Source organism: Micromonospora sp. NPDC048907 (genome assembly GCF_055586885.1).
On record NZ_JBVJHI010000003.1, the window covers coordinates 520,872 to 540,727 of the forward strand.

The window sequence follows — 19,856 nt, forward strand, 5'->3', positions numbered from 1 at the left end:
GACACCCGGTTCCCGGGGCTGCGTCACACCGTTGGCGCCGGGGGCGTGTCCGGCCGGACGGCCGGCGCCGCCATCGGCCGTTGTCTCGGCGGTCGACGCGTAGTGGTCCCGACCGGCCGCTCCCCCCGCCGACCGTTGGGCCGGCCCGTCCGACACGGCCGCCGACCACGCGGCGCGCTGCGGCACCCAGGACCAGAGCCAGCTCAGGGGGAACGTCCCCTCCTGAGGCACGGCCCCGGGAGGTACCGCCACCAGGAGACCCAGGGCGAAGATGAGCACAATCCCCACACGTCGGAAGGGCGCCCGCGAGGAACGCCTCCCCCGGCCCTTCGGCCGAGCACTCCCGAACACGTTCCGCAACATCGCCGGACCTCCCCGTCAGGTCGCATTGACGAAGAGGAATCATCGGCCTACCAGCGGCCAGCGGACAGAGCCGAAGCGCTGAACAAACCTGACTGTCCGGCGGCACATTCACCGCCGCAAGATCTGCTATACGTCGACCAGCGTCACCCGGCCCCGACGGCGTCCCGGATGGCAGCCCCCACCTCGATACGGAGGGCTTCCGGGGATCCGCTGAGCCAGGTGAGGTTGCCCCGCGCCTCGCCGGGTTGATCACTGATGGCGACGAACCGTTGTTCCGGGAAGCGACCGGCGGCCGCCACGGCAGCGGCACGGGGCGCTTCACCGGTGAGGATCACCAGATCACACCGCGACTGGACCATGCTGGCGACGAAGGTCGCGGCGTTGTCCGCCGTCTGCCCGCCGATGACGGACAGGTACTGGACCTTGGTCAAGGTGGCCAGCGAGGCATCCTGCATCCCGGCCCACGCGGGGGCCGCGGCGGCGCCCGCGATCCCCTCCTGGTCGGTCAGCAGGCAGCTGGTGAAGGCGCCGTAGCGACGGCTCCGGACCTCCTCGTCGCCGCCCCCGGTAAGAAAGATCACACCGACGATGCCGGCGACGAGCACGACGCCTGCCGCGACCCATCGCACGCGCCTGTCCTTCACTGTCCCCTCCACTACCGGTGGTAGACGGTTGGCAGGCGTCCCACCGGCACGGCCGCCGCGCGGGGATCTTATGAGGCAGACGGCTCGCCCCGCCGCCCCGACGCAGGACACCGTCGGTCTCCGGTCAGCCGGGGCGCCCCCGCAGCGGGGGACGGGCCGCCCGCCCACCCATCGTGTCCCCGACCACCACCCCGAGCAGCACCAGCACGACGAAGGTGGTGACCAGCACCGGCGGCCAGCCACCCACCCACGGCATGGCGGCCAGCAGAACCACCAGCCAGAACACCCGGTGCACCGGAAACGTGCCCACGATCCGGTAGGTGAACAGGGTTCGCCCCACCAGGAAGAGCGCGGGCCCGCCGAGGATCAGCGCGATCCACCGCACCGGCGTGTCACCGGTGGGCCGCTCGACGACCAGGTCGAACGCGGCGGCGGTGCAGACCACGCCGGTCAGCATGACCAGGTGGGTGTACGGCGCCAGCCGGGTCGCCCGCCGCAGCAGCCCCGGCGCGGTGGTCCGCACGATGGAGCCGGCCCGCAGGACGTAGATCTGCCAGAGCAGCAGCATCGAGGCGAAGGCGGTCAGGAACGCGACCGACCGGGCCAGGGTGAACTCGGAGGCGCTGATCTCCAGGGTCGGCACCAGGATGACGTCGCCGAGCGCCAGGATGATGAACTGCTGGTAGCGCTCACCCAGGTGGTCGGTCGTCTTCTCGTACTGGGCGAACGGCACCCGGCCGAGACCGGGCGTCGGGTACCGCGCCGCGGCCGAGATGTAGTCGATCGTCACGGCGACGGCCCAGAGCGCCCACGCCCAGCCGTGCGGCAGCAGCGCCCCGCCGAACCAGAAGAAGCTGGAGATCACGAACCAGAAGAGGAAGCGGGCGGCCCGCCGCTCGGCCAGGGGATGTTGCCGGTGCAGCACGGTCACCAGCACCACCCCGCGCACCAGGTGCGGAATCACGTAGCCGGCCGCGAAGACCAGCGCGTGCGAGTCGACGGCCAGCGCCGCCGCCGTCACCACGGCACCGAGCATGGTCACCATGAGGATGGTCTGGATGGGTCGCTGGTCCGGATCGTAGAAGTCGGTGGTGGTCGAGGTGATCGACCAGGTCCACCAGATCGCCATCAGCATGATCACGACGGGCGCGACGCCGTTCCACGAGGTCCGGTTCGCGATCAGCATCGAGACCAGCGCCAGCGCCGCCACGAAGACGACGTCGAAGAGCAGTTCCAGCAGGGTGGCGCGGGTCGAGGCGTTCGGCGGGCGCACCAGCTCGCTGCTGCCTCCGCTCGTCATGCCGGCCTCCCGCCGCCCAAGGGCGCCCCCTTTGCGGAAATTATCCCGGCGCAGCGGCTCGCCGGGACGCCAACCGGAGATCGCACATCGAACCTTGACCTATACGTCGATCATCTGCTTATGTAGACGGCATGACTAGGCCCTTCGCGGCGATGCGCGAACCCACCTACTTCATCCTGGCCGCGTTGCAGGACGAACCCCTGCACGGCTACGCGATCGTCAAGCGGGCGCAGGAGTTGTCCGACGGGCGGGTACGCCTCACCACGGGCACCCTCTACGCCGCCCTGGATCGGCTCACCGGTGAGGAGATGGTGCTGGTGGCCGAGGAGGCGGTGGTCAACGGTCGCGCCCGCCGCACGTACGAGCTCACCCAGCGAGGCAGGTCCGCGCTGAGCGCGGAAGCCGAGCGGATGGCCGCGGCGGCCAGCGTCGTCCGGAACCGTTCCGTCCGTCCGACGGCGGCGGGGCGGGTGGTGCCGGCATGACCGAGCTGGAGCGCCGTTACCGGTGGCTGCTGCGGGCCTACCCCCGCGCCTACCGGCAGTATCGCGCCGACGAGATGCTCGAAACCCTGCTCGCCACGGCCGACAACCCGCGGCGGCCGAGCCTACGAGAATCGGTGGCGCTCGTGGTCGGAGGCCTCCGCGCCCGCACCGGTGTCGACCGCCTCGGCTCGCGATCGGCGCTGGGACGCTCCGCGCTGCGGCTGTCCGCGCTGTCCCTGCTCGTGTACGGCCTGACACTCTGGGCCGGAGGTCCGATCGCGGTCGTGGCCATGGTGCTGTTGGACCCCGCGTACAGGCCCGACGCGTGGTGGTTCATCGCTGCCCCGGCACTGCTGACCATCGCGCTCTTCGCTGCGGCGGGGGGTAGCTACCGACTGGCGTTCGCCGCGGCAGTATCGACCGTGGCCGCGCAATACTGGTCGGACAATTGGTGGGACCAATCGGCCTGGTTCTGGTCGGCCCACAGCCTCCAGGGCGCGATCAATCCCAGGTTCTGGCCAGCGGTGCTGGCTTCGCTGGTGCTGCTCCCTCTGCTGCGAGCCCCCCGAACGCCCGCCACCAGACCGTGGGCCTGGCCCGTCACCGCCGCACTGGCAGTCGCCGCTCTGACGCCGAACCCGGTCAACGGCTGGTCGGACGCACCACTGATGTCCCTGTACGCGTTCGCCGCACTGGCCGTGATCACCGCGTCCATCGATGCGCGAATGCCCATGGTCGCCTCCGTGCTGCTCCTGGCGCCGGCCTCGGCACAAGCCACCTACCAGCTCTACTTCCACGGAGCAGGGTGGGAGCTGGGAACCACCGTCAGCACGATCCTCGTCCTCGCGGCGGTCATGGTGATCACGCTTGCCGCCGGCACCATCGCCGGCCGCCGCCAGGCCCGCATGTAGAACCGGGAACGCCCCCGCACAGGTTCCGTGAAACGCGAATCAGGCCCGCTACCTGGTCGTGCTACGTTCCCGATCGTGACGGTCGACCGGAGGCTGGATCTGGATCTGGGTGTCGAGCAGCGCCCGTCCGACTCCCCGTACGTCGAGCGGATCTACCGGGCCGGCGAGATGACGGGGTCGTCGCCGGCGCGGATGCGCTCGGTCGCGAACTCGAACTGGGAGCTCGTGGTCTGGCACGACCGGGGCGAGACGAACGTGGCGGTGCGCGGTCCGGAGACGACGCCCACCGTCCTGGACCTGGCCCCGGGAGACGGCGAAACCTTCGGGATCATCTTCAGGCACGGTGCGTTCCTGGCGCCGATGCCGGTGTCCGGCCTGGTCGACACCGCGGTGCTGAGCCCGCACACGACGGCACGACGGTTCGTCCTGCAGGGCGACGAGTGGCAGCTACCGACCTATGACAACGCCGACGTCTTCGTGGACCGTCTGGTCCGTGCCGGCCTGCTGGTCCGCGATCCGCTGGTCACCGATGTTCTCCGCGGGGACACGACCACCCTGGTCACGCCCCGGTCCGTGCAGCGCCGGGTGGTCGCGGCGACCGGGCTGACCCAGGGCACGATCCGCCAGATCGAGCGGGCCAGGCGAGCCGCGATGCTCCTGCTCGGGGGCGCGGCGGCCATCGAGGTGGTGCAGCGGGTCGGGTACCACGACCAGCCGCACCTGGCGCGTTCGTTGACCCGCTTCCTGGGACGTACGGCGACCCAGTTGCGGCGGCTCGACGCCGACGAGGTGCTGTCGCTCCTGTACAAGACCGACACCGAGGTACGCCCATAACGTGGTGTCGACGCCGGAACGCACCGGCACCACAGAGCGTCCCGAAGGGCACCGAGATGGCTTACACGCAGATCTACGTCAACCTGCCGGTCGCCGACCTGGAGGCGAGCAAGAAGGTCTACGCGGCGATGGGCGGCACGATCAACCCGCAGTTCACCGACGACACCTCCGCGCAGGTCGTGCTCAGCGAGGCGATCGCCGTGCAGCTGATGACCCACGAGCAGTTCGCGACGTTCACCAGGCGGCCCATCGCGCAGGGCGCCACGGAGGCGATCAACGCGCTCGCCGCCGGGTCGCGCGAGGAGGTCGACCGCCTCGCGGACGCGGCACTCGCCGCCGGCGCCACCGAGCCACGCCCGGCCCAGGACCTGGGCTGGCTGTACAACCGGGCGATCGACGACCCGGACGGCCACAGCTGGGAACTCCTGGCCTACGACCCGAGCGCCATGGGCGACGGTCCGGCCATCGGCCAGGACTGAGCCGGTCTCGCCGGATGCCGGGCTACTTCCAGCGGAAGTGGACGAAGAGGCGGCCGAAGTTCTTCGAGTCCTTCTCGACCCGGTGGTAGAGCTGCTTGACGTCCTTCTGGTCGAGGAAGCGCAGCACCTTCTTCTTGAGCTGGCCGGAGCCCTTGCCGGGGATGATCTCCACGAGGGTGGCCTTCTTCGCCACGGCCTCGTCCATGATGCCGCGCAGTGCGCGGTCGATGTCGTGGCCGCGGTTGTAGATGTCGTGGAGATCGAGCTTGAGCTTCACCAGCCCATCGTAGGTACGCCGAAGGGCAGCCCGGCAGGGCTGCCCTTCGAGGTCGTCCGTCAGCGGCCGCCGACCTTGCCCTCCACCCGGCGCAGCGCCGCGGTGTAGTCGGCGTTGGTCGAGTACATGGCCGCCGCGATGCGCAGGTGGCGCAGCGCGTCGACGGGGCGGTTCATCCGCTCCAGCGTGCGGCCCAGCACGTGGTGCGCGTAGTGGTCGCTGGGGTCCCGGTCGACCAGCTCGCGCAGCTGCTCCTCGGCGCGGTTGAGCTGGGCCGACTGGAAGTACGCCCGGGCCAGCAGCTGCCGGACCGAGGAGTTGCCGGGCTCGGCCTCCACGATCGGTTCGAGCAGCCGGGCCGCTCCGGTCGGGTCACCCGCTTCGAAGAACATGGTCGCCCGCCGGTACTCCGCCAGAAGATCCACTCGACCCACCTCCTCGTGTCGCGCCAGCCCTTCCTCCGACGCTGGCACAACACCAGCCGTACCGCGAGTGTTCCTTCGGGGAAGATCGCGCTCAGGAGGTCGGGTCGTACCGGTCCCCGACCAGCTCCCAGGCCCGGACACCGCCCACGATCCCGGCCGTGTTCGGGACGACCACGACATCGTCGCCCATCCGGGTCAGCTGGTCCGGCCGGATCAGTCGGGAGTTCCCGCCGCCGAGGTAGAGCCGGTCCCAGCGGAACACCGGCCGCAGGCCGTCCACCACCTGGCGGATCCGCCGGGACCAGAACGCGTCCCCGAGACGCCGCCGTTCCGGTTCCCCGACGTACGTGTCGTAGGTGGTGTTCCAGCGCACCGGCGCGTGCGACAGCTCCAGGTGCGGGGCGAGCACCCCGCCGTCGAAGAGCGCGCTGCCCAGCCCGGTGCCGAGGGTCAGCACCAGCTCGCAGCCGGTCCCGGCGACCACGCCCGCGCCGTGCACCTCGGCGTCGTTGAGCACCAGCGCCGGCACGCCGAACGCCTCGGCCAGGGCGCTGCGCGCGTCGTACCCGGACCACTCGGTCACCAGGTCGGGGTCGACCCGGCTCCGCGGGCCGGAGCGGGTCACGTAGTGCGGGGTGGCCACCACCACGCCGTGCCGGATCATGCCGGGCATCCCGACGGTGAGCCGGTCCGCCGGGGGCAGCCGGCCGCCGAGATCCAGCAGCGTCTTGACGAACAGGGCGGGCGGCAGCGGGTACGGCGTGGGGACGCGCAGCGGCCGGGCGCGCATGGTCCCCGCCGCATCCAGCACGGAGGCCTTGATCCCGCCGCCCCCGCAGTCGATCGCCAGAGTGGTCACCACGGCTGTGAGTCTCCCTCACCCCGGTCGGGCCCCGAGCCCGGGTCGTCCGATCCGGGCCGCCGGTAGGCTTGATCTCCTCATGAGCGCCACGTTGATCGCCAAGGACCTCACCGCCGGGCACGGCGACCGCCTCCTCTTCACCGACCTGGACCTGGTGGTCGCCCCCGGCGACGTGATCGGGCTGGTCGGCGTGAACGGCGCCGGCAAGTCCACGCTGCTGCGCACCCTCGCCGGGCTCCAGCCACTGGAGCAGGGGTCGGTGGTGTCCAACCCGCCCACCGCCACCGTGGGCTACCTGCCGCAGGAGCCGGAGCGCCGGCCGGGCGAGACGGTCCGCGGGTTCCTGGCCCGGCGCACCGGGGTGACCGCGGCGCAGGCGGCGCTGGACACCGCCACCGAGGCGCTGACCGCCGGGGCGCCGGGCGCGGACGACGCGTACGCGACGGCGTTGGAGCGCTGGCTCGACCTGGGCGGGGCGGACCTGGACGAGCGGGCCGAGCAGGTCGCCGCCGAGCTGGGGCTCCGCGTCGACCTGGACCACCCGATGACCGGGCTGTCCGGCGGCCAGGCGGCCCGGGCCGGGCTGGCCTCCCTGCTGCTCAGCCGCTACGACATCTTCCTGCTCGACGAGCCCACCAACGACCTGGACCTGGCCGGCCTGGACCGGCTGGAACGCTTCGTCACCGGCCTGCGCGCCGGCACCGTGGTGGTCAGCCACGACCGGGAGTTCCTCACCCGGACGGTCACCCGGGTGGTGGAGCTGGACCTGCACCAGGGCCAGGTCAACCACTTCGGCGGCGGCTACGCCGCCTACCTGGAGGAGCGGGAGGTGGCCCGCCGGCACGCCCGCGAGGAGTACGAGGAGTACGCCGGCACCCGGGCGCAGCTGGAGGCGCGGGCCCGGACGCAGCGCTCCTGGATGGAGAAGGGCGTGAAGAACGCCCGCCGCAAGGCCACCGACAACGACAAGATCGGCCGCAAGTTCCGCTCCGAGTCCAGCGAGAAGCAGGCGGCCAAGGCCCGGCAGACCGAGCGGTTGATCGAACGGCTGGAGGTGGTCGACGAGCCGCGCAAGGAGTGGGAGCTGCGGATGGAGATCGCCGCCGCGCCCCGCGCCGGCGCCGTCGTGGCCTCGCTCCGGGGCGCCCGGGTACGCCGGGGCGACTTCACCCTCGGCCCGGTGGACCTCCAGATCGACTGGGCCGACCGGGTGGCGATCACCGGGGCGAACGGCTCCGGCAAGAGCACCCTGCTGGCGGCGCTGCTCGGCCGGCTGCCGCTGGACGAGGGGCACGCCGCGCTCGGCCCGGGCGTGGTGGTGGGCGAGGTGGACCAGGCCCGAGGGCTCTTCCTCGGCGACCAGCCCCTGCTGGACGCGTTCGGCGCCGCCGTACCCGGGTTGAGCCCGGCGGACGTGCGGACGCTGCTGGCCAAGTTCGGCCTCCGGGCCGACCACGTGCTGCGGCGGGCGGCGACCCTCTCCCCCGGCGAGCGCACCCGGGCCGCGCTGGCCCTGCTGCAGGGCCGCGGGGTGAACCTGCTGGTGCTCGACGAGCCGACCAACCACCTGGACCTGGCGGCGATCGAGCAGCTCGAATCGGCCCTGGCGAGCTATCCGGGGACGCTGCTGCTGGTGACCCACGACCGGCGGATGCTGGACGCGGTGAGCGTGAACCGGCGGCTGCGGGTGGCGGACGGGCGGATCGCCGAAGATTGAGCCGTGCCGACCCGGCGGCGCGGGGTGAGAATGAGCCCATGCTCAAGTGGGAGTACGCGCTGCTGGTCCGCCGGCGGCAGGCCGCCACCACCGACATCGGGTGGGAGGTCGTCTTCATCTGGTACGGCCCCGACGGATCCATGATCGACGTCACGCCGTACGGCGACACCGCGCTGGCCCACCTGAACCGGGCCGGTGACCAGGGCTGGGAACTGGTCGCGATGAGCGAGGACCCGTCCCTGCCGGGCAACAACGAGCTGCACCGCTACCACCTGAAACGGCCGAAGGCGCCCGCCCCGCAGCCGCGCCAGCGGATGCGCGGCTCCCGCGTCGCCCGCCGCACCATCGCCGGCTGACCCCGCGCCGGCCGGGGGCGCCCGGTCCCAGCGGGGGAGGCATATCGGGCGGGGATGCGGGTATCGCGCCGCCCGGAGGTGGGCGCATGGTGGCGGTGGCGCAATCCGCACTCTCGGGCGAGCGGCTGCGGGAGGTCGACGGCTTTCTCGCCGAGGCGTGGGCCGATCAGGCCCGGCACGACGAGCGGCTGCGCGGGCTGACCGTGGAGGTGCGCTTCGACCGGGGCGTCGCCCACCTGGACGGCGCGGTCGCCGACCCGGCGCAGCTGCGGCTGGTCCGGGACCTGGTGGGCCGGCTCGACGGCGTGCTCGGCGTCTGGTGCCGGGTGAGCGTCGCGGGCCGGGCGCCGGTCGTGGTGGACCTGGGCTGCGGGGCGACCAAGCAGTGGCCGGGCAACCTGGGCCTGGACATCTATGCGGCGCCCGGGGTGAACGCGGTGGCCGATCTGTCCGGCTCGCTGCCGCTGGCCGACGACTCGGTGGACGTGCTCTTCGCCGTGCACATCCTGGAGCACCTGATCGACTTCCTGCCGCTGCTCGACGAGTGTCACCGGGCGCTGCGCCCGGGCGGGGTGCTGCACGTGATGAGCCCCTGGTGGCGGCATGTGAACGCGGTGGCCGACCCGACCCACGTCCGCCTGCTCGACGTGCAGACCTTCAAGGGCATCTGCGGCCAGCGCCCGCCCGGCACCCCGCGCTGGTACCCGCTGCACGTGGGCTGCGACGGCGCCTCGATCTTCGCCGACCTGACCCCGCTCCCACCGGACGCCCCACCCCCGTCCAGTTCCCACCTGGCCCGCTTCTTCGACTGACCGGGTTACGGGGCCGATTCGCGGAGGGCCAGGCGGTGAGGGGCGACCAGTTCGCGGGGTGGGGCCTCCGGGTCCGCGGTGAGGCGGTTGGCGAGGAGTTCGACCGCCAGGCGGGCGATGCGCTCCTTGTCGGGGGCCACCGTGCTCAGGGTGGGGATGGAGAAGCGCCCGTCCTCGATGTCGTCGAAGCCGGCCACCGCCACGTCGTCGGGCACCCGCAGGCCGGACTCGTGCAGGGCGCGTAGCGCGCCGAGGGCCAGGGTGTCGTTGAAGCAGAAGACGGCGTCGGGGCGTACCCCGGTCGAGAGCAGGTGCCGGATGGCGGCCGCGCCGTCCGCGCGGTGCCAGGCCGGTGCGGGCGCCACCAGGCGCTCGTCGTACGCGATGCCGGCCTCGGCCAGGGCGGCGGCGTAGCCGGCGAGCCGGAGGCGCGCGCTGGCGCCCTCGGGGGTGCGCTGCGAGCCGATCGCGGCGATCCGGCGGCGGCCGAGCCCGACCAGGTGGGCGGTGATCTCCCGGGCGGCGGCCACGTTGTCGACCACGACGTGGTCGGCGGGGCCGTGGTCGACCCGCTCGCCGAGCAGCACCATGGGCATGCCGTCGAGGCCGGCGAGGTCGTCGGCGGTGAGCGCGAGGGGGCTGAAGATGAGACCGTCGATCATGTGGTCGCCGATGCCGCTGGCCGCCTTGCGTTCCTGCTCCGGGCCGCCGCCGGTCTGGTCGATCAGCACCGTCCAGCCGTGCTCGGCGGCGGCGGTCACGACGTGCCGGGCCAGCTCGGCGAAGTAGGGGATGTCCAGCTCGGGCACGGCCAGGGCGATCACGCCGGTGCGGCCCTTGCGGAGGTTGCGGGCCGAGAGGTTGGGGCGGTAGTTGAGTTCGACGATGGCCGCCTCGACCCGGGCCCGGGTGTCGGCACGGACGTGCTGGTAGCCGTTGACGACGTTGGAGACCGTCTTCACCGACACGCCGGCCCGTTCCGCCACGTCCTTGAGCCTGTGCCGCACTGCGCTTCCTCCCGGTGACTGCTGGGGCGCACTCTACCGCGTCACGACGACGTAACGATCGCTTTACAGCGTCGCTTACAACGTTGTACAAACCAGGGACACCCGGTGACCGAGGTCACCGGGACAGCACCGAGGAAAGGGTGGCACCAGTGCCGAACGCGCAGCTCACGATCGACCCGACCTTCACCATCGGCGCGGCCGACCGTCGCCTCTTCGGTTCGTTCGTCGAGCACATGGGGCGCTGCGTCTACGGCGGTGTCTACGAACCCGGCCACCCCACCGCCGATCCGCGCGGCTTCCGGCGCGACGTGCTGGAGCTGACCCGCGAGCTGGGCGTCTCGGTGGTCCGCTACCCGGGCGGCAACTTCGTCTCCAGCTACCGCTGGGAGGACGGCGTGGGCCCGGTCGGGGACCGTCCGCGCCGGCTCGACCTGGCCTGGAAGACCATCGAGACCAACGCGTTCGGCCTGGACGAGTTCATGACCTGGGCGGCCGAGGCCGGCGTCGAGCCCATGATGGCCGTCAACCTCGGCACCCGCGGCGTCCAGGAGGCCTGCGACCTGCTGGAGTACACCAACCACCCGGGCGGCACCCAGCTGTCCGACCTGCGCCGCAAGCACGGCGCCGAGAACCCGTACGGGGTCCGGCTCTGGTGCCTCGGCAACGAGATGGACGGGCCGTGGCAGGTCGGCCACAAGACCGCCGACGAGTACGGCCGGCTCGCTGCCGAGACCGCCCGCGCCATGAAGATGATCGACCCCTCGATCAGCCTGGTCGCCTGCGGCAGCTCCAACCGGGGGATGCCGACCTTCGCCTCCTGGGAGGCGACCGTGCTGGAGCACACCTACGAGCACGTCGACTACATCTCGGCCCACACCTACTACGACCCGTCCGACGGCGACCGGGCCAGCATCCTGGCCTCGGCCGTGGACATGGACAGCTTCATCCGCGAGGTGGTCGCCACGGCCGACCACGTGGCCGCCAAGCAGCGGCAGAAGCGCAAGCTGAAGATCTCCTTCGACGAGTGGAACGTCTGGTACCAGTCCCGCCTCCAGGCCGACCTGGACCGGCGCGGCTGGGTCGAGGCGCCGGCCCTCATCGAGGACGACTTCACGGCGGTCGACGCCGTGGTGGTCGGCGACCTGCTGATCACCCTGCTCCGGCACGCCGACCGGGTCGGGGTGGCCTGCCAGGCGCAGCTCGCCAACGTCATCGCCCCGATCCGCACCCGCAACGGCGGGCCGGCCTGGCGGCAGAGCATCTTCCACCCGTTCGCCCTGACCGCCCGGCACGCCCGGGGCACGGTGCTGCGCACCGAGCCGGTCGGCCCGACGTACGAGACGAAGCGGTACGGCGAGGTGCCGGTGCTGGACACCGTCGCCGTGCACGACGAGGAGACCGGCGAGCTGGCGGTCTTCGCGGTCAACCGCGGCCCGAACGAGCTCCCGCTCGACCTGGACCTGCGCGGGCTGCCCGGCCTGCGCGCCGTGGAACACGTCACCCTCGCGGCCGGCGCCGACCCGGCCGCCGCGAACACCGAGGCGGAGCCCGACCTGGTCACGCCTCGGGAGGCCACCACCCCCACCCTCGACGGCGGCCGGTGCTCCGTGGCGCTGCCCGCCTGCTCCTGGAACCTGCTGCGCTTCGCGTCCCAGTCGTGACCAGGCAATACTTCAACCCGTCCCCCCAAGGAGTAAGCATGATCCAGAACGAGATGAGCCGGCGCCGGCTGCTCGGCCTCGGCGTCGGGCTCGGCGCGGCGGCGACGCTGACGCTGGCCGGCTGCGGCGGCGGCAGCAGCACCAAGGGGTCCACCGCGGCCGGCAACGGCGGCAAGGACTACACCGGCCCGAAGGTCGACCTGAAGCTCTGGAACGGCTTCACCGGCGGCGACGGCGACATCTTCAAGAAGCTGGTCGAGCAGTTCAACAGCGAGCACCAGAACATCGCGGTCAGCGTGATCACCTACGAGTGGCAGGACTACTACAGCAAGCTGCCCGGCGCGGTCACCAGCGGCAACGGTCCGGACATCGCGGTCATGCACATGGACCAGCTGGCCACCTTCGCGGCCCGCGGCGTGATCACCGAGCTGGACGACGTGGCCAAGGCCCTGGAGCTGAGCGAGGGCGACTTCGCCCCGACGGTGTGGAAGGGCGGCATCTACCACGACAAGCGGTACGGCATCCCGCTGGACATGCACCCGATGGGCTTCTACTACAACAAGGCCGTGATGCAGAAGGCCGGCCTCGACCCGAACAAGCCGCCGGCGACCCGGGACGAGTACACGGCGGCGCTGACCGAGCTGAAGAAGTCCGGCGTGCAGGGCTTCTGGGTCAGCCCGTTCCAGTTCACCGGCGGCATGACCTTCTACAGCCTGCTGCACCAGTGGGGTGGGACGCTGTTCGACGGCGAGGTGGCGAAGGCGACCTTCAACTCGGACCCGGCCGTCGAGGCGTGCACCTGGCTGGTCGACATGATCAAGCAGGGCTTCTCCCCCGCCAACGTCGGCCAGGACGCCGACTACCTGGCGCTGAAGAGCGGCAAGAACGCCTTCAACTTCAACGGCATCTGGCAGATCAACGACCTGAAGAAGAGCCCCCAGGTGCAGTGGGGCGTCGCCCCGTTGCCGCAGATCGGCAGCCAGAAGGCCACCTGGGCGAACTCGCACAACTTCACGATCGTCAAGCAGCGCAGCGCCGAGAACAACAAGGTCTCCGGGGCGAAGGTCTTCATCAACTGGCTCAGCCAGCACTCGCTCGACTGGGCCAAGGGTGGCCAGATCCCGGCCCGCAAGGAGGTCCGGGAGGGCGCCGAGTTCAAGGCCCTGCCGGAGATCAGCGCGCTCGCGCCGGAGCTGGAGTACGCGGCCTTCCCGCCGGCCTCGCCGGGCCTCGGTGAGGTCATGACCACCTTCTACAACTCGTTCAACGAGGCCGCGCTCGGCAAGAAGTCGCCGAAGCAGGCGCTGGACGACGGCGTGGCCAAGGCGAACAAGCAGCTCGAGGACAACCGCAAGAAGTACGGGAGCTGATCCGCTGTGGCGGACGTGATCGAGGTCGGGGCGGCGCGTGGTGACGCGCCGCCCCCGGCGGGCCGCAACCGCCGCCGGGGCGCGACGGAGCGGGGGCACCGGGCGACGCCCTACCTCTTCCTCGCGCCGTATCTGGTTCTCTTCCTGGTCTTCGGGCTGGCGCCGATCCTGTTCGGGATCTGGATCAGCCTGCACCAGTGGGACCTCCAGCTGCCGAACCGGCCGTTCATCGGGCTGGAGAACTACCGCGACCTGTTCTCCAGCGACTCGGCCGACTACGCGGACTGGTGGGCCAGCGTCCGGGCGACCGCGATCTTCACCGTGCTGTCGGTGCCGCTGCTGGTGGTCGTCCCGCTGGGCCTGGCACTGCTGCTGAACGAGAAGTTCCCCGGCCGGACGTTCTTCCGGGCCGCCTTCTTCGCCCCGTACGTGCTCGGCGTCGCGGTGATCGGCCTGCTCTGGCGCTTCCTGCTGGACGCGAACCTCGGCCTGGTCAACCGGTTGCTCGGCGCGGTCGGGCTGCCCGCGGACACCCCCTGGGTGACCGACGTGCCCTGGGCCTGGGTCTCCCTGGTCGGCGTGACGGTCTGGTGGACCTGCGGCTTCAACGCGGTGATCTACCTGGCCGGGCTCCAGGACATCCCGGCCGAGCTGTACGAGGCGGCGCGGGTCGACGGCGCGACCGCCTGGGACCGGTTCCGCCACGTCACCCTTCCCGGGCTGCGTCCGGTGCTGCTCTTCGTGCTCACCACGACGATCCTCGCCTCGGCGAACGTCTTCGGGCAGTCCTTCCTGATCACCCAGGGCGCGCCGGGCGAGCAGACCCGGACGGTGGTCTGGCGGATCGTCGACGAGGGGCTGCGCAACTACGACGTCGGCCAGGCGTCCGCCATGAGCGTGCTCTTCGCGCTGCTGCTGGCGGTGGTCAGCATCGTCAACTTCCGGCTGTTCCGCTACCGGGAAGACTGAGGGGACGACCATGACGAACGTGCGTCGGGTGGTGCGCTACGGCGCGCTGCTCCTGATCACCGCGGTGTTCGTGACCCCGCTGGTCTGGATGCTCCTCACCTCGCTGAAGACGTACGAGGACGCGCAGCAGGACCCGCCGAGCTGGCTGCCGCACCCGTTCTCCACGTACGGCTTCGACGCGATCCTCAACAACACCGCCAACCCGGTGCTGCGCTGGTTCCTCAACAGCATGCTGGCGGCCAGCCTGCACACGCTGCTGGTGCTGGTCACCGCGTCGATGGCCGCGTACGCCCTGGCCCGGCTGCGGTTCCGGGGCCGGAAGGTGAGCTTCGCGCTGATCGTCGGGACGCTGTTCCTGCCGCCCACCTCGTTGATCATCCCGAACTTCGTGATCGCCGACCAGCTGGGCTGGATCGACACCCTGACGGTGATCGTCGTGCCGGGCGCGGCGAGCGCGTTCGGGGTCTTCTTCCTGCGCCAGTTCTTCCTCTCCATCCCGGCCGAGCTGGAGGAGGCGGCGGTGCTGGACGGGGCGAACCACTGGCAGGTCTTCTCCCAGGTGTTGCTGCCGCTGTCGAAGCCGGCGCTGGCCACCCTCGCGGTGTTGTCGTTCCTGACCAACTGGAACGACTTCCTGTGGCCGGTCTACGTGCTGTTCAGCCCGGAGCGGCTGACCCTGCCGGCCGGCCTGGGCCTGCTCCAGGGCGCCTACGTGACCGACTACCCGGTGATCATGGCGGGGGCGGTGCTGGCCAGCGTGCCGGTTCTGATCCTCTTCGTGCTCGCCCAGCGGCACATCATCCAGGGCGTGTCGCGCAGCGGTCTGAAGGGATGACCGTCCGGCGGACCCGGCGACGCGGCGCGGCGGCCCTGGCCGCCGCGCTGCTCGTCGCCGGTTGCGGCAGCGGAGAAACCCCGTCGAGTACGCCGGAGGGCGCCCACGTGTACACCAACCCGGTCATCCGGACCGACGCCCCCGACCCGCAGGCGATCCGGGTCGGCGACACCTGGTACCTGTTCCACACCAACTCGGGCGGCCGGAACGTCCCGGTGCTCACCTCGCCCGACCTGGTCGGGTGGACCGAGGCGGGTGACGCCCTGCCGGAGCTGCCGGCCTGGGCCGACGCCGGGAAGACCTGGGCGCCGGAGGTCATATCGCTCGCCGCGGACCGGTTCGTCCTCTACTACACGGTGGCCGACCGGGCCTCCGGCCGGCAGTGCCTCGGCCGGGCGGTGGCGGCCACGCCGCTCGGGCCGTACCGGGACGACGCGGCGGGGCCGCTGGTCTGCCAGGCGGAACTGGGCGGCTCGATCGACGCGAGCCCGTACCGCGACACGGACGGGAGCCTCTGGCTGCTCTGGAAGAACGACGGCAACGCCATCGGGGTGGACACCTGGCTCTGGTCGCAGCGCCTCTCGCCGGACGGGCTGCGGCTGGTCGGCGCCCCGACGAAGCTGCTCAAGCAGACCGAGCCCTGGGAGGGCACGCTGATCGAGGGGCCGTTCTTCCACCGGCACGACGGGAAGCTGCTGCTCTTCTTCGCGGCCAACGCCTACGACCGGGACACCTACGCCGAGGGCTACGCGGTCTGCGAGGGCCCCACCGGGCCGTGCGTGAAGGCCGCCGAGAACCCGATCCTGAGGTCGAACGCGGTCGCCTCCGGCCCGGGGCACGCGTCGATGGTCGAGAAGGACGGCCGCACCTGGCTGCTGTACCACGCCTGGCCGCCCGGCCAGGAGGGCAGCACCGACCCGGGCCGGCAGGTCTGGCTCGACGAGGTGGTCTGGACCGACGGCCGGCCGGTGGTGAAGGGTCCGACGGCGGAGCCTCAGCCCCGCCCCTGAGCGCACGGCGAGGGCCCCTTCGCCACCGAAGGGGCCCTCCTTGCACCAGGTCAGTGGGCGGCCGGCGCCGGTTCGTCCGTGGCCGCCTCGCGCCGGGCCAGCCGGTTCTTCCGGTGGCCGTAGCCGAAGTAGATGAGCCCGCCGAGCAGCATCCAGGCGAGGAACCGCAGCCAGGTTTCCACCGACAGGTTCAACATGAGGTAGAGGCAGGCCAGGGCGGACACGATCGGCAGCACCGGCGAGAACGGCACCTTGAACGGACGCTCCAGCTCCGGGCGTCGCCGGCGCAGGATCGGCACCGCGATCGAGACCAGCACGAACGCGCAGAGCGCGCCGATGCTGACCAGGTCGGCCAGCGCGGAGAGCGGCAGGAAGCCGGCGAGCAGGGCCACGCCGACCGTCATGATCGCCGAGATCCGGTACGGGGTGCCCCAGCGCGGGTGGACCTTGGCGATGGACGGCGGGATCAGCCCGTCCCGGCCGATGGCGAAGCCGATCCGGCCCATGGCCACCAGGTCGACCAGGATCACGCTGGTCAGGCCGGCGACGGCGGCGATGGAGACGAGGACGGCGGCCCAGCCGGCGCCGACCGCCTCGAAGGCCGAGGCGATCGGGGCGCCCTCGTCGATGTCGGTGTAGCGGACCATGCCGACCAGCACCAGCGAGACGCCGATGTACAGCACGGTGGAGATGCCCAGCGTGCCGAGCAGGCCCAGCGGCAGGTCCCGGCGCGGCTTGCGGGTCTCCTCACCGAGGTTCGCCACGGCCTCGAACCCGGTGTACGCGAAGAACACCACCGCGGCGGCGGTCAGCACCCCGGCGAAGCCGAAGATCGACGGTTCCAGCCCGAAGACGGCCTGGGTGACCGGTTGCCGGATGCCGTCCTCGCCGCCCCCGGCCGGCTCGGTGGTCGGGATGAACGGGCTGAGGTTGGCGGCCTTCACGAAGAACGCTCCGGCGACCACGATGAACACGCAGATGGCGACCTTGACCAGGACCAGCAGGTTGGTCACCCGGGCGGACTCGCGGATGCCGACGATGCCGATCGCGCCGAGGATCAGCACGATGGCGATCGCGCCGAGGTTGACCACGCTGCCCTCCTCGGCGAACCAGGCGCTGGGCAGGTCGAAGAGTTCGGCCAGGTAGCCGGACCAGCCGCGGGCCACCACCGCCGAGCCGAGCGCGAACTCCAGCAGCAGGTCCCAGCCGATGATCCAGGCGACGATCTCGCCCATGGTCGCGTACGCGTAGGTGTAGGCGCTGCCGGCCGTCGGCACGCTGGACGCCAACTCGGCGTAGCAGAGGGCGGCGAGCAGCGCGACCGCGCCGGCGATCGCGAACGAGATCACCACGCCGGGGCCGGCGTGGTTCTTCGCCTCGATGCCGGTCAGCGTGAAGATGCCGGTGCCGATGACGATGCCGATCCCGAAGCCCATGAGGTCGATCGCGCCGAGTCGACGGCGCAGTCCCGGCCGGCCGTCCTCGCCGTCGGCCTCACCCTGGGCGAGCACGTCCCGGATCGGTTTGGTCCGCAGGACGGACATTGACCACCTCCCACCGTGCGACCACCACGGTGGCGGTCCGTGACCGGGCAAGCTACCCAGGCCCTTCGCCGGCTAATCCGGTACGGGAGGTGTCGGACGGGTCACGGACCGGGCTGTGGCCCGGCTCACCCTCGGACGTTCGGCCCCACCTGCGCATCGATCCGTCCGGAGGTCTTGCGCCGCATCCGGATTGATGAAAGTTTTCTACCGGGGACGGATACAGTGCGGCGAATCTTGCCGGATGCGCCGCCCGTCCCCCGCCACCCGACACGCCCCCGTGAGCCCCAACGAAGGGACCGCACCGCATGAAGGCAACTCGGCTCGGAGCCGCCGGGCTGGCCCTGGCGCTGCTCGGCGCGCTCGTCGCCGGCACCCCCGCGAGCGCCGCGGAGAGCACCACGGCGACCGATTCCACCGCCACCACCTGCGTCACCGACCCGGCCGTCCCGAAGCGGCAGTTCCGGGCCATGTGGATCGCCTCGGTGACGAACATCGACTGGCCCAGCAAGGACTCCTGGACCGCCCCGGACCAGGTCGCCAAGCAGAAGGCCGAATACCTTGCCTGGCTCGACCTGGCCCAGAAGCTCCACCACAACGCCGTCGTGGTCCAGGTCCGCCCGACCGCCGACGCCTTCTGGCCCTCGGAGGTCGAGCCCTGGTCGGAGTACCTGACCGGGGTCCGCGGCCAGAACCCGGGCTGGGACCCGCTGGCCTTCCTCGTCGAGGAGTCGCACAAGCGCAACCTGGAGTTCCACGCCTGGATGAACCCGTATCGGGTCTCCATGCCGGCCCCCGGCGGCGCGGGCGCCGACATCTCGAAGCTCGCCCCGAACCACCCGGTGCGCCAGCACCCGGACTGGGTGTTCGCCTACCCGCCGGCCGGGGTCGCCGGCAGCCGGCTCTACTACAACCCCGGCATCCCGGCGGTCCGCGAGTTCGTGCAGACCGCGATGATGGACGCCGTCAAGCGGTACGACATCGACGGCGTGCACTTCGACGACTACTTCTACCCCTACCCGAGCGGCACGTACCAGTACCCGGACGACGCCACCTTCGCCGAGTACAACCGGGGCTTCACGGACCGGGCCGACTGGCGGCGCGACAACATCAACCTGCTGATCCAGGAGATGAACGCCAAGATCAAGGCGGTCAAGCCCTGGGTGAAGTTCGGCGTCAGCCCGTTCGGCATCTGGCGCAACAAGTCGGCCGACCCGAACGGCTCGGACACCACCGGCTCGCAGTCGTACGACATCATCTCCGCCGACACCCGCAAGTGGGTCAAGGAGGAGTGGATCGACTACATCGTGCCGCAGCTCTACTGGTACATCGGCCAGTACCCGGCGGCCGACTACGCCCGGCTCGTGCCGTGGTGGGCGGAGACCGTGCGCGGCACCGACGTCCAGCTCTACATCGGACAGGCCGACTACAAGAGCGGTGACCCGGCGTACGGCTCGTTCTGGATGAACCCGCAGGAGCTGTCGAACCACCTGACGCTCAACCGGTCGTACCCGGAGGTGCTCGGCAACGTGCACTTCTCCGCGGTCCAGGTGCGGGCCAACCGGCTCGGCGCCACCGACATCTACGCGGCCGAGCACTACTCCCGCCCGGCGCTGGTGCCGACCATGTCGCAGCTCCCGGCCAAGCCGCTGCTCTTCCCGGTCGTGACCGGCGCCGAGCGGCGGGCCGACGGGGTGCGGCTGAGCTGGCGGCAGCCGGCCGACGGCAAGGGCCCGTTCGGCACGGCCACCAGCTACGCGATCTACCGGTTCGACGGCGTCGGCCTGGCCGGCCGCTGCGACTTCGCCGACGCGTCCCACCTGGTCGCCACCGTCCGGGCGGACGGCGACGTGCAGTCCTGGGTGGACACCACGGCGGCGCCCGGCGCGCGCTACACCTACTACGTGACCGCGCTGGACCGGGTCTGGAACGAGAGCGCGGCGAGCCCGCCGCGCTTCGTGCGCTGACCCGTCACGACAGGGGACGCCCGGGGCCTCG

The 19,856-nt window shown here is 71.4% G+C and carries 20 protein-coding genes; 13 read left to right on the forward strand and 7 right to left on the reverse strand.

Features of this window, described 5'->3' with window-relative positions; genetic code table 11:
• Positions 1-506: 506 nt before the first annotated feature.
• Positions 507-992: a hypothetical protein gene (locus ACZ6PY_RS11900; RefSeq protein ID WP_466071436.1), complete on the reverse strand. Its 486-nt coding sequence runs from the start codon at positions 990-992 to the stop codon at positions 507-509.
• Between the two features lie 139 nt (positions 993-1,131).
• Positions 1,132-2,307 carry a low temperature requirement protein A gene (locus tag ACZ6PY_RS11905; RefSeq protein WP_466071438.1) on the reverse strand — a complete coding sequence of 392 codons (1,176 nt, stop codon included), beginning with the start codon at positions 2,305-2,307 and terminating at the stop codon, positions 1,132-1,134.
• Positions 2,308-2,438: 131 nt separating this feature from the next.
• On the opposite strand from ACZ6PY_RS11905, the gene ACZ6PY_RS11910 reads away from it, so the two are divergent.
• From ACZ6PY_RS11910 to ACZ6PY_RS11925, 4 genes are all read left to right on the forward strand, one after another.
• Positions 2,439-2,792, forward strand: coding sequence for a PadR family transcriptional regulator (locus ACZ6PY_RS11910; protein ID WP_466071440.1), 354 nt, complete (start codon positions 2,439-2,441; stop codon positions 2,790-2,792).
• Positions 2,789-3,703, forward strand: a complete 915-nt coding sequence (locus tag ACZ6PY_RS11915) for a hypothetical protein (RefSeq protein WP_466071442.1) — start codon at positions 2,789-2,791, stop codon at positions 3,701-3,703. The genes ACZ6PY_RS11910 and ACZ6PY_RS11915 overlap by 4 nt, the downstream gene beginning before the upstream one ends.
• A gap of 75 nt (positions 3,704-3,778) precedes the next feature.
• A complete protein-coding gene (locus ACZ6PY_RS11920; RefSeq protein ID WP_466071444.1) occupies positions 3,779-4,537 on the forward strand; it encodes a helix-turn-helix domain-containing protein in 759 nt (252 codons plus the stop codon).
• Between the two features lie 56 nt (positions 4,538-4,593).
• The gene (locus tag ACZ6PY_RS11925; protein WP_466071446.1) at positions 4,594-5,016 is read left to right on the forward strand and encodes a VOC family protein; all 423 of its coding nucleotides are present in this window, start codon (positions 4,594-4,596) and stop codon (positions 5,014-5,016) included.
• Positions 5,017-5,038: 22 nt separating this feature from the next.
• Here ACZ6PY_RS11925 and ACZ6PY_RS11930 read toward each other — a convergent pair whose 3' ends face one another.
• From ACZ6PY_RS11930 to ACZ6PY_RS11940, 3 genes are all read right to left on the reverse strand, one after another.
• The gene (locus tag ACZ6PY_RS11930; RefSeq protein ID WP_046564396.1) at positions 5,039-5,293 is read right to left on the reverse strand and encodes a Smr/MutS family protein; all 255 of its coding nucleotides are present in this window, start codon (positions 5,291-5,293) and stop codon (positions 5,039-5,041) included.
• 59 nt (positions 5,294-5,352) lie between these two features.
• Complete coding sequence (locus ACZ6PY_RS11935) at positions 5,353-5,718, reverse strand: tetratricopeptide repeat protein (RefSeq protein ID WP_313724336.1); 366 nt, start codon at positions 5,716-5,718, stop codon at positions 5,353-5,355.
• Positions 5,719-5,809: 91 nt separating this feature from the next.
• The gene (locus ACZ6PY_RS11940; protein ID WP_466071448.1) at positions 5,810-6,580 is read right to left on the reverse strand and encodes an ROK family protein; all 771 of its coding nucleotides are present in this window, start codon (positions 6,578-6,580) and stop codon (positions 5,810-5,812) included.
• A gap of 79 nt (positions 6,581-6,659) precedes the next feature.
• Here ACZ6PY_RS11940 and ACZ6PY_RS11945 point away from each other — a divergent pair, with 79 nt between their 5' ends.
• The 3 genes from ACZ6PY_RS11945 (at position 6,660) to ACZ6PY_RS11955 (ending at position 9,465) form a co-directional block, all read left to right on the forward strand.
• A complete protein-coding gene (locus tag ACZ6PY_RS11945; protein WP_466071450.1) occupies positions 6,660-8,297 on the forward strand; it encodes an ABC-F family ATP-binding cassette domain-containing protein in 1,638 nt (545 codons plus the stop codon).
• A gap of 38 nt (positions 8,298-8,335) precedes the next feature.
• Positions 8,336-8,653, forward strand: a complete 318-nt coding sequence (locus ACZ6PY_RS11950; protein ID WP_466071452.1) for a hypothetical protein — start codon at positions 8,336-8,338, stop codon at positions 8,651-8,653.
• Between the two features lie 86 nt (positions 8,654-8,739).
• A complete protein-coding gene (locus ACZ6PY_RS11955) occupies positions 8,740-9,465 on the forward strand; it encodes a methyltransferase domain-containing protein (RefSeq protein WP_466071453.1) in 726 nt (241 codons plus the stop codon).
• Positions 9,466-9,470: 5 nt separating this feature from the next.
• On the opposite strand, the gene ACZ6PY_RS11960 is transcribed toward ACZ6PY_RS11955, so the two are convergent.
• Positions 9,471-10,472, reverse strand: a complete 1,002-nt coding sequence (locus tag ACZ6PY_RS11960) for a LacI family DNA-binding transcriptional regulator (RefSeq protein WP_466071455.1) — start codon at positions 10,470-10,472, stop codon at positions 9,471-9,473.
• Positions 10,473-10,621: 149 nt separating this feature from the next.
• Here ACZ6PY_RS11960 and arfA point away from each other — a divergent pair, with 149 nt between their 5' ends.
• Genes arfA through ACZ6PY_RS11985 form a run of 5 tightly spaced genes read left to right on the forward strand, consistent with a single transcriptional unit; the run spans position 10,622 to position 16,317 of the window.
• Positions 10,622-12,133 (forward strand): arabinosylfuranosidase ArfA, encoded by a 1,512-nt coding sequence (arfA, locus tag ACZ6PY_RS11965; protein ID WP_466071457.1) that lies wholly within the window; start codon positions 10,622-10,624, stop codon positions 12,131-12,133.
• 38 nt (positions 12,134-12,171) lie between these two features.
• Positions 12,172-13,503: an ABC transporter substrate-binding protein gene (locus ACZ6PY_RS11970; RefSeq protein ID WP_466071459.1), complete on the forward strand. Its 1,332-nt coding sequence runs from the start codon at positions 12,172-12,174 to the stop codon at positions 13,501-13,503.
• A 6-nt stretch (positions 13,504-13,509) separates the two neighbouring features.
• On the forward strand, positions 13,510-14,472 hold the full coding sequence (locus ACZ6PY_RS11975) for a carbohydrate ABC transporter permease (protein ID WP_466071460.1): 963 nt from the start codon (positions 13,510-13,512) through the stop codon (positions 14,470-14,472).
• A 10-nt stretch (positions 14,473-14,482) separates the two neighbouring features.
• Entirely contained in the window at positions 14,483-15,307 is an 825-nt protein-coding gene (locus tag ACZ6PY_RS11980) for a carbohydrate ABC transporter permease (RefSeq protein WP_466071462.1), read from the forward strand.
• Positions 15,304-16,317, forward strand: coding sequence for a glycoside hydrolase family 43 protein (locus ACZ6PY_RS11985; RefSeq protein ID WP_466071464.1), 1,014 nt, complete (start codon positions 15,304-15,306; stop codon positions 16,315-16,317). The genes ACZ6PY_RS11980 and ACZ6PY_RS11985 overlap by 4 nt, the downstream gene beginning before the upstream one ends.
• Before the next feature lie 50 nt (positions 16,318-16,367).
• Here the strand turns inward: ACZ6PY_RS11985 and ACZ6PY_RS11990 are convergent, their stop codons facing one another.
• A complete protein-coding gene (locus ACZ6PY_RS11990; protein ID WP_466071466.1) occupies positions 16,368-17,861 on the reverse strand; it encodes an amino acid permease in 1,494 nt (497 codons plus the stop codon).
• A 305-nt stretch (positions 17,862-18,166) separates the two neighbouring features.
• On the opposite strand from ACZ6PY_RS11990, the gene ACZ6PY_RS11995 reads away from it, so the two are divergent.
• A complete protein-coding gene (locus ACZ6PY_RS11995) occupies positions 18,167-19,825 on the forward strand; it encodes a glycoside hydrolase family 10-like protein (protein ID WP_466071468.1) in 1,659 nt (552 codons plus the stop codon).
• Positions 19,826-19,856: the final 31 nt, after the last annotated feature.

Coding starts and splice junctions, on each gene's coding strand:
- ACZ6PY_RS11905 (WP_466071438.1), bottom strand. CDS start 2,307: ATGACGAGCGGAGGCAGCAGCGAGCTGGTGCGCCCGCCGAACGCCTCG.
- ACZ6PY_RS11910 (WP_466071440.1), top strand. CDS start 2,439: ATGACTAGGCCCTTCGCGGCGATGCGCGAACCCACCTACTTCATCCTG.
- ACZ6PY_RS11915 (WP_466071442.1), top strand. CDS start 2,789: ATGACCGAGCTGGAGCGCCGTTACCGGTGGCTGCTGCGGGCCTACCCC.
- ACZ6PY_RS11925 (WP_466071446.1), top strand. CDS start 4,594: ATGGCTTACACGCAGATCTACGTCAACCTGCCGGTCGCCGACCTGGAG.
- ACZ6PY_RS11945 (WP_466071450.1), top strand. CDS start 6,660: ATGAGCGCCACGTTGATCGCCAAGGACCTCACCGCCGGGCACGGCGAC.
- ACZ6PY_RS11950 (WP_466071452.1), top strand. CDS start 8,336: ATGCTCAAGTGGGAGTACGCGCTGCTGGTCCGCCGGCGGCAGGCCGCC.
- ACZ6PY_RS11955 (WP_466071453.1), top strand. CDS start 8,740: ATGGTGGCGGTGGCGCAATCCGCACTCTCGGGCGAGCGGCTGCGGGAG.
- ACZ6PY_RS11970 (WP_466071459.1), top strand. CDS start 12,172: ATGATCCAGAACGAGATGAGCCGGCGCCGGCTGCTCGGCCTCGGCGTC.
- ACZ6PY_RS11980 (WP_466071462.1), top strand. CDS start 14,483: ATGACGAACGTGCGTCGGGTGGTGCGCTACGGCGCGCTGCTCCTGATC.
- ACZ6PY_RS11985 (WP_466071464.1), top strand. CDS start 15,304: ATGACCGTCCGGCGGACCCGGCGACGCGGCGCGGCGGCCCTGGCCGCC.
- ACZ6PY_RS11990 (WP_466071466.1), bottom strand. CDS start 17,861: ATGTCCGTCCTGCGGACCAAACCGATCCGGGACGTGCTCGCCCAGGGT.
- ACZ6PY_RS11995 (WP_466071468.1), top strand. CDS start 18,167: ATGAAGGCAACTCGGCTCGGAGCCGCCGGGCTGGCCCTGGCGCTGCTC.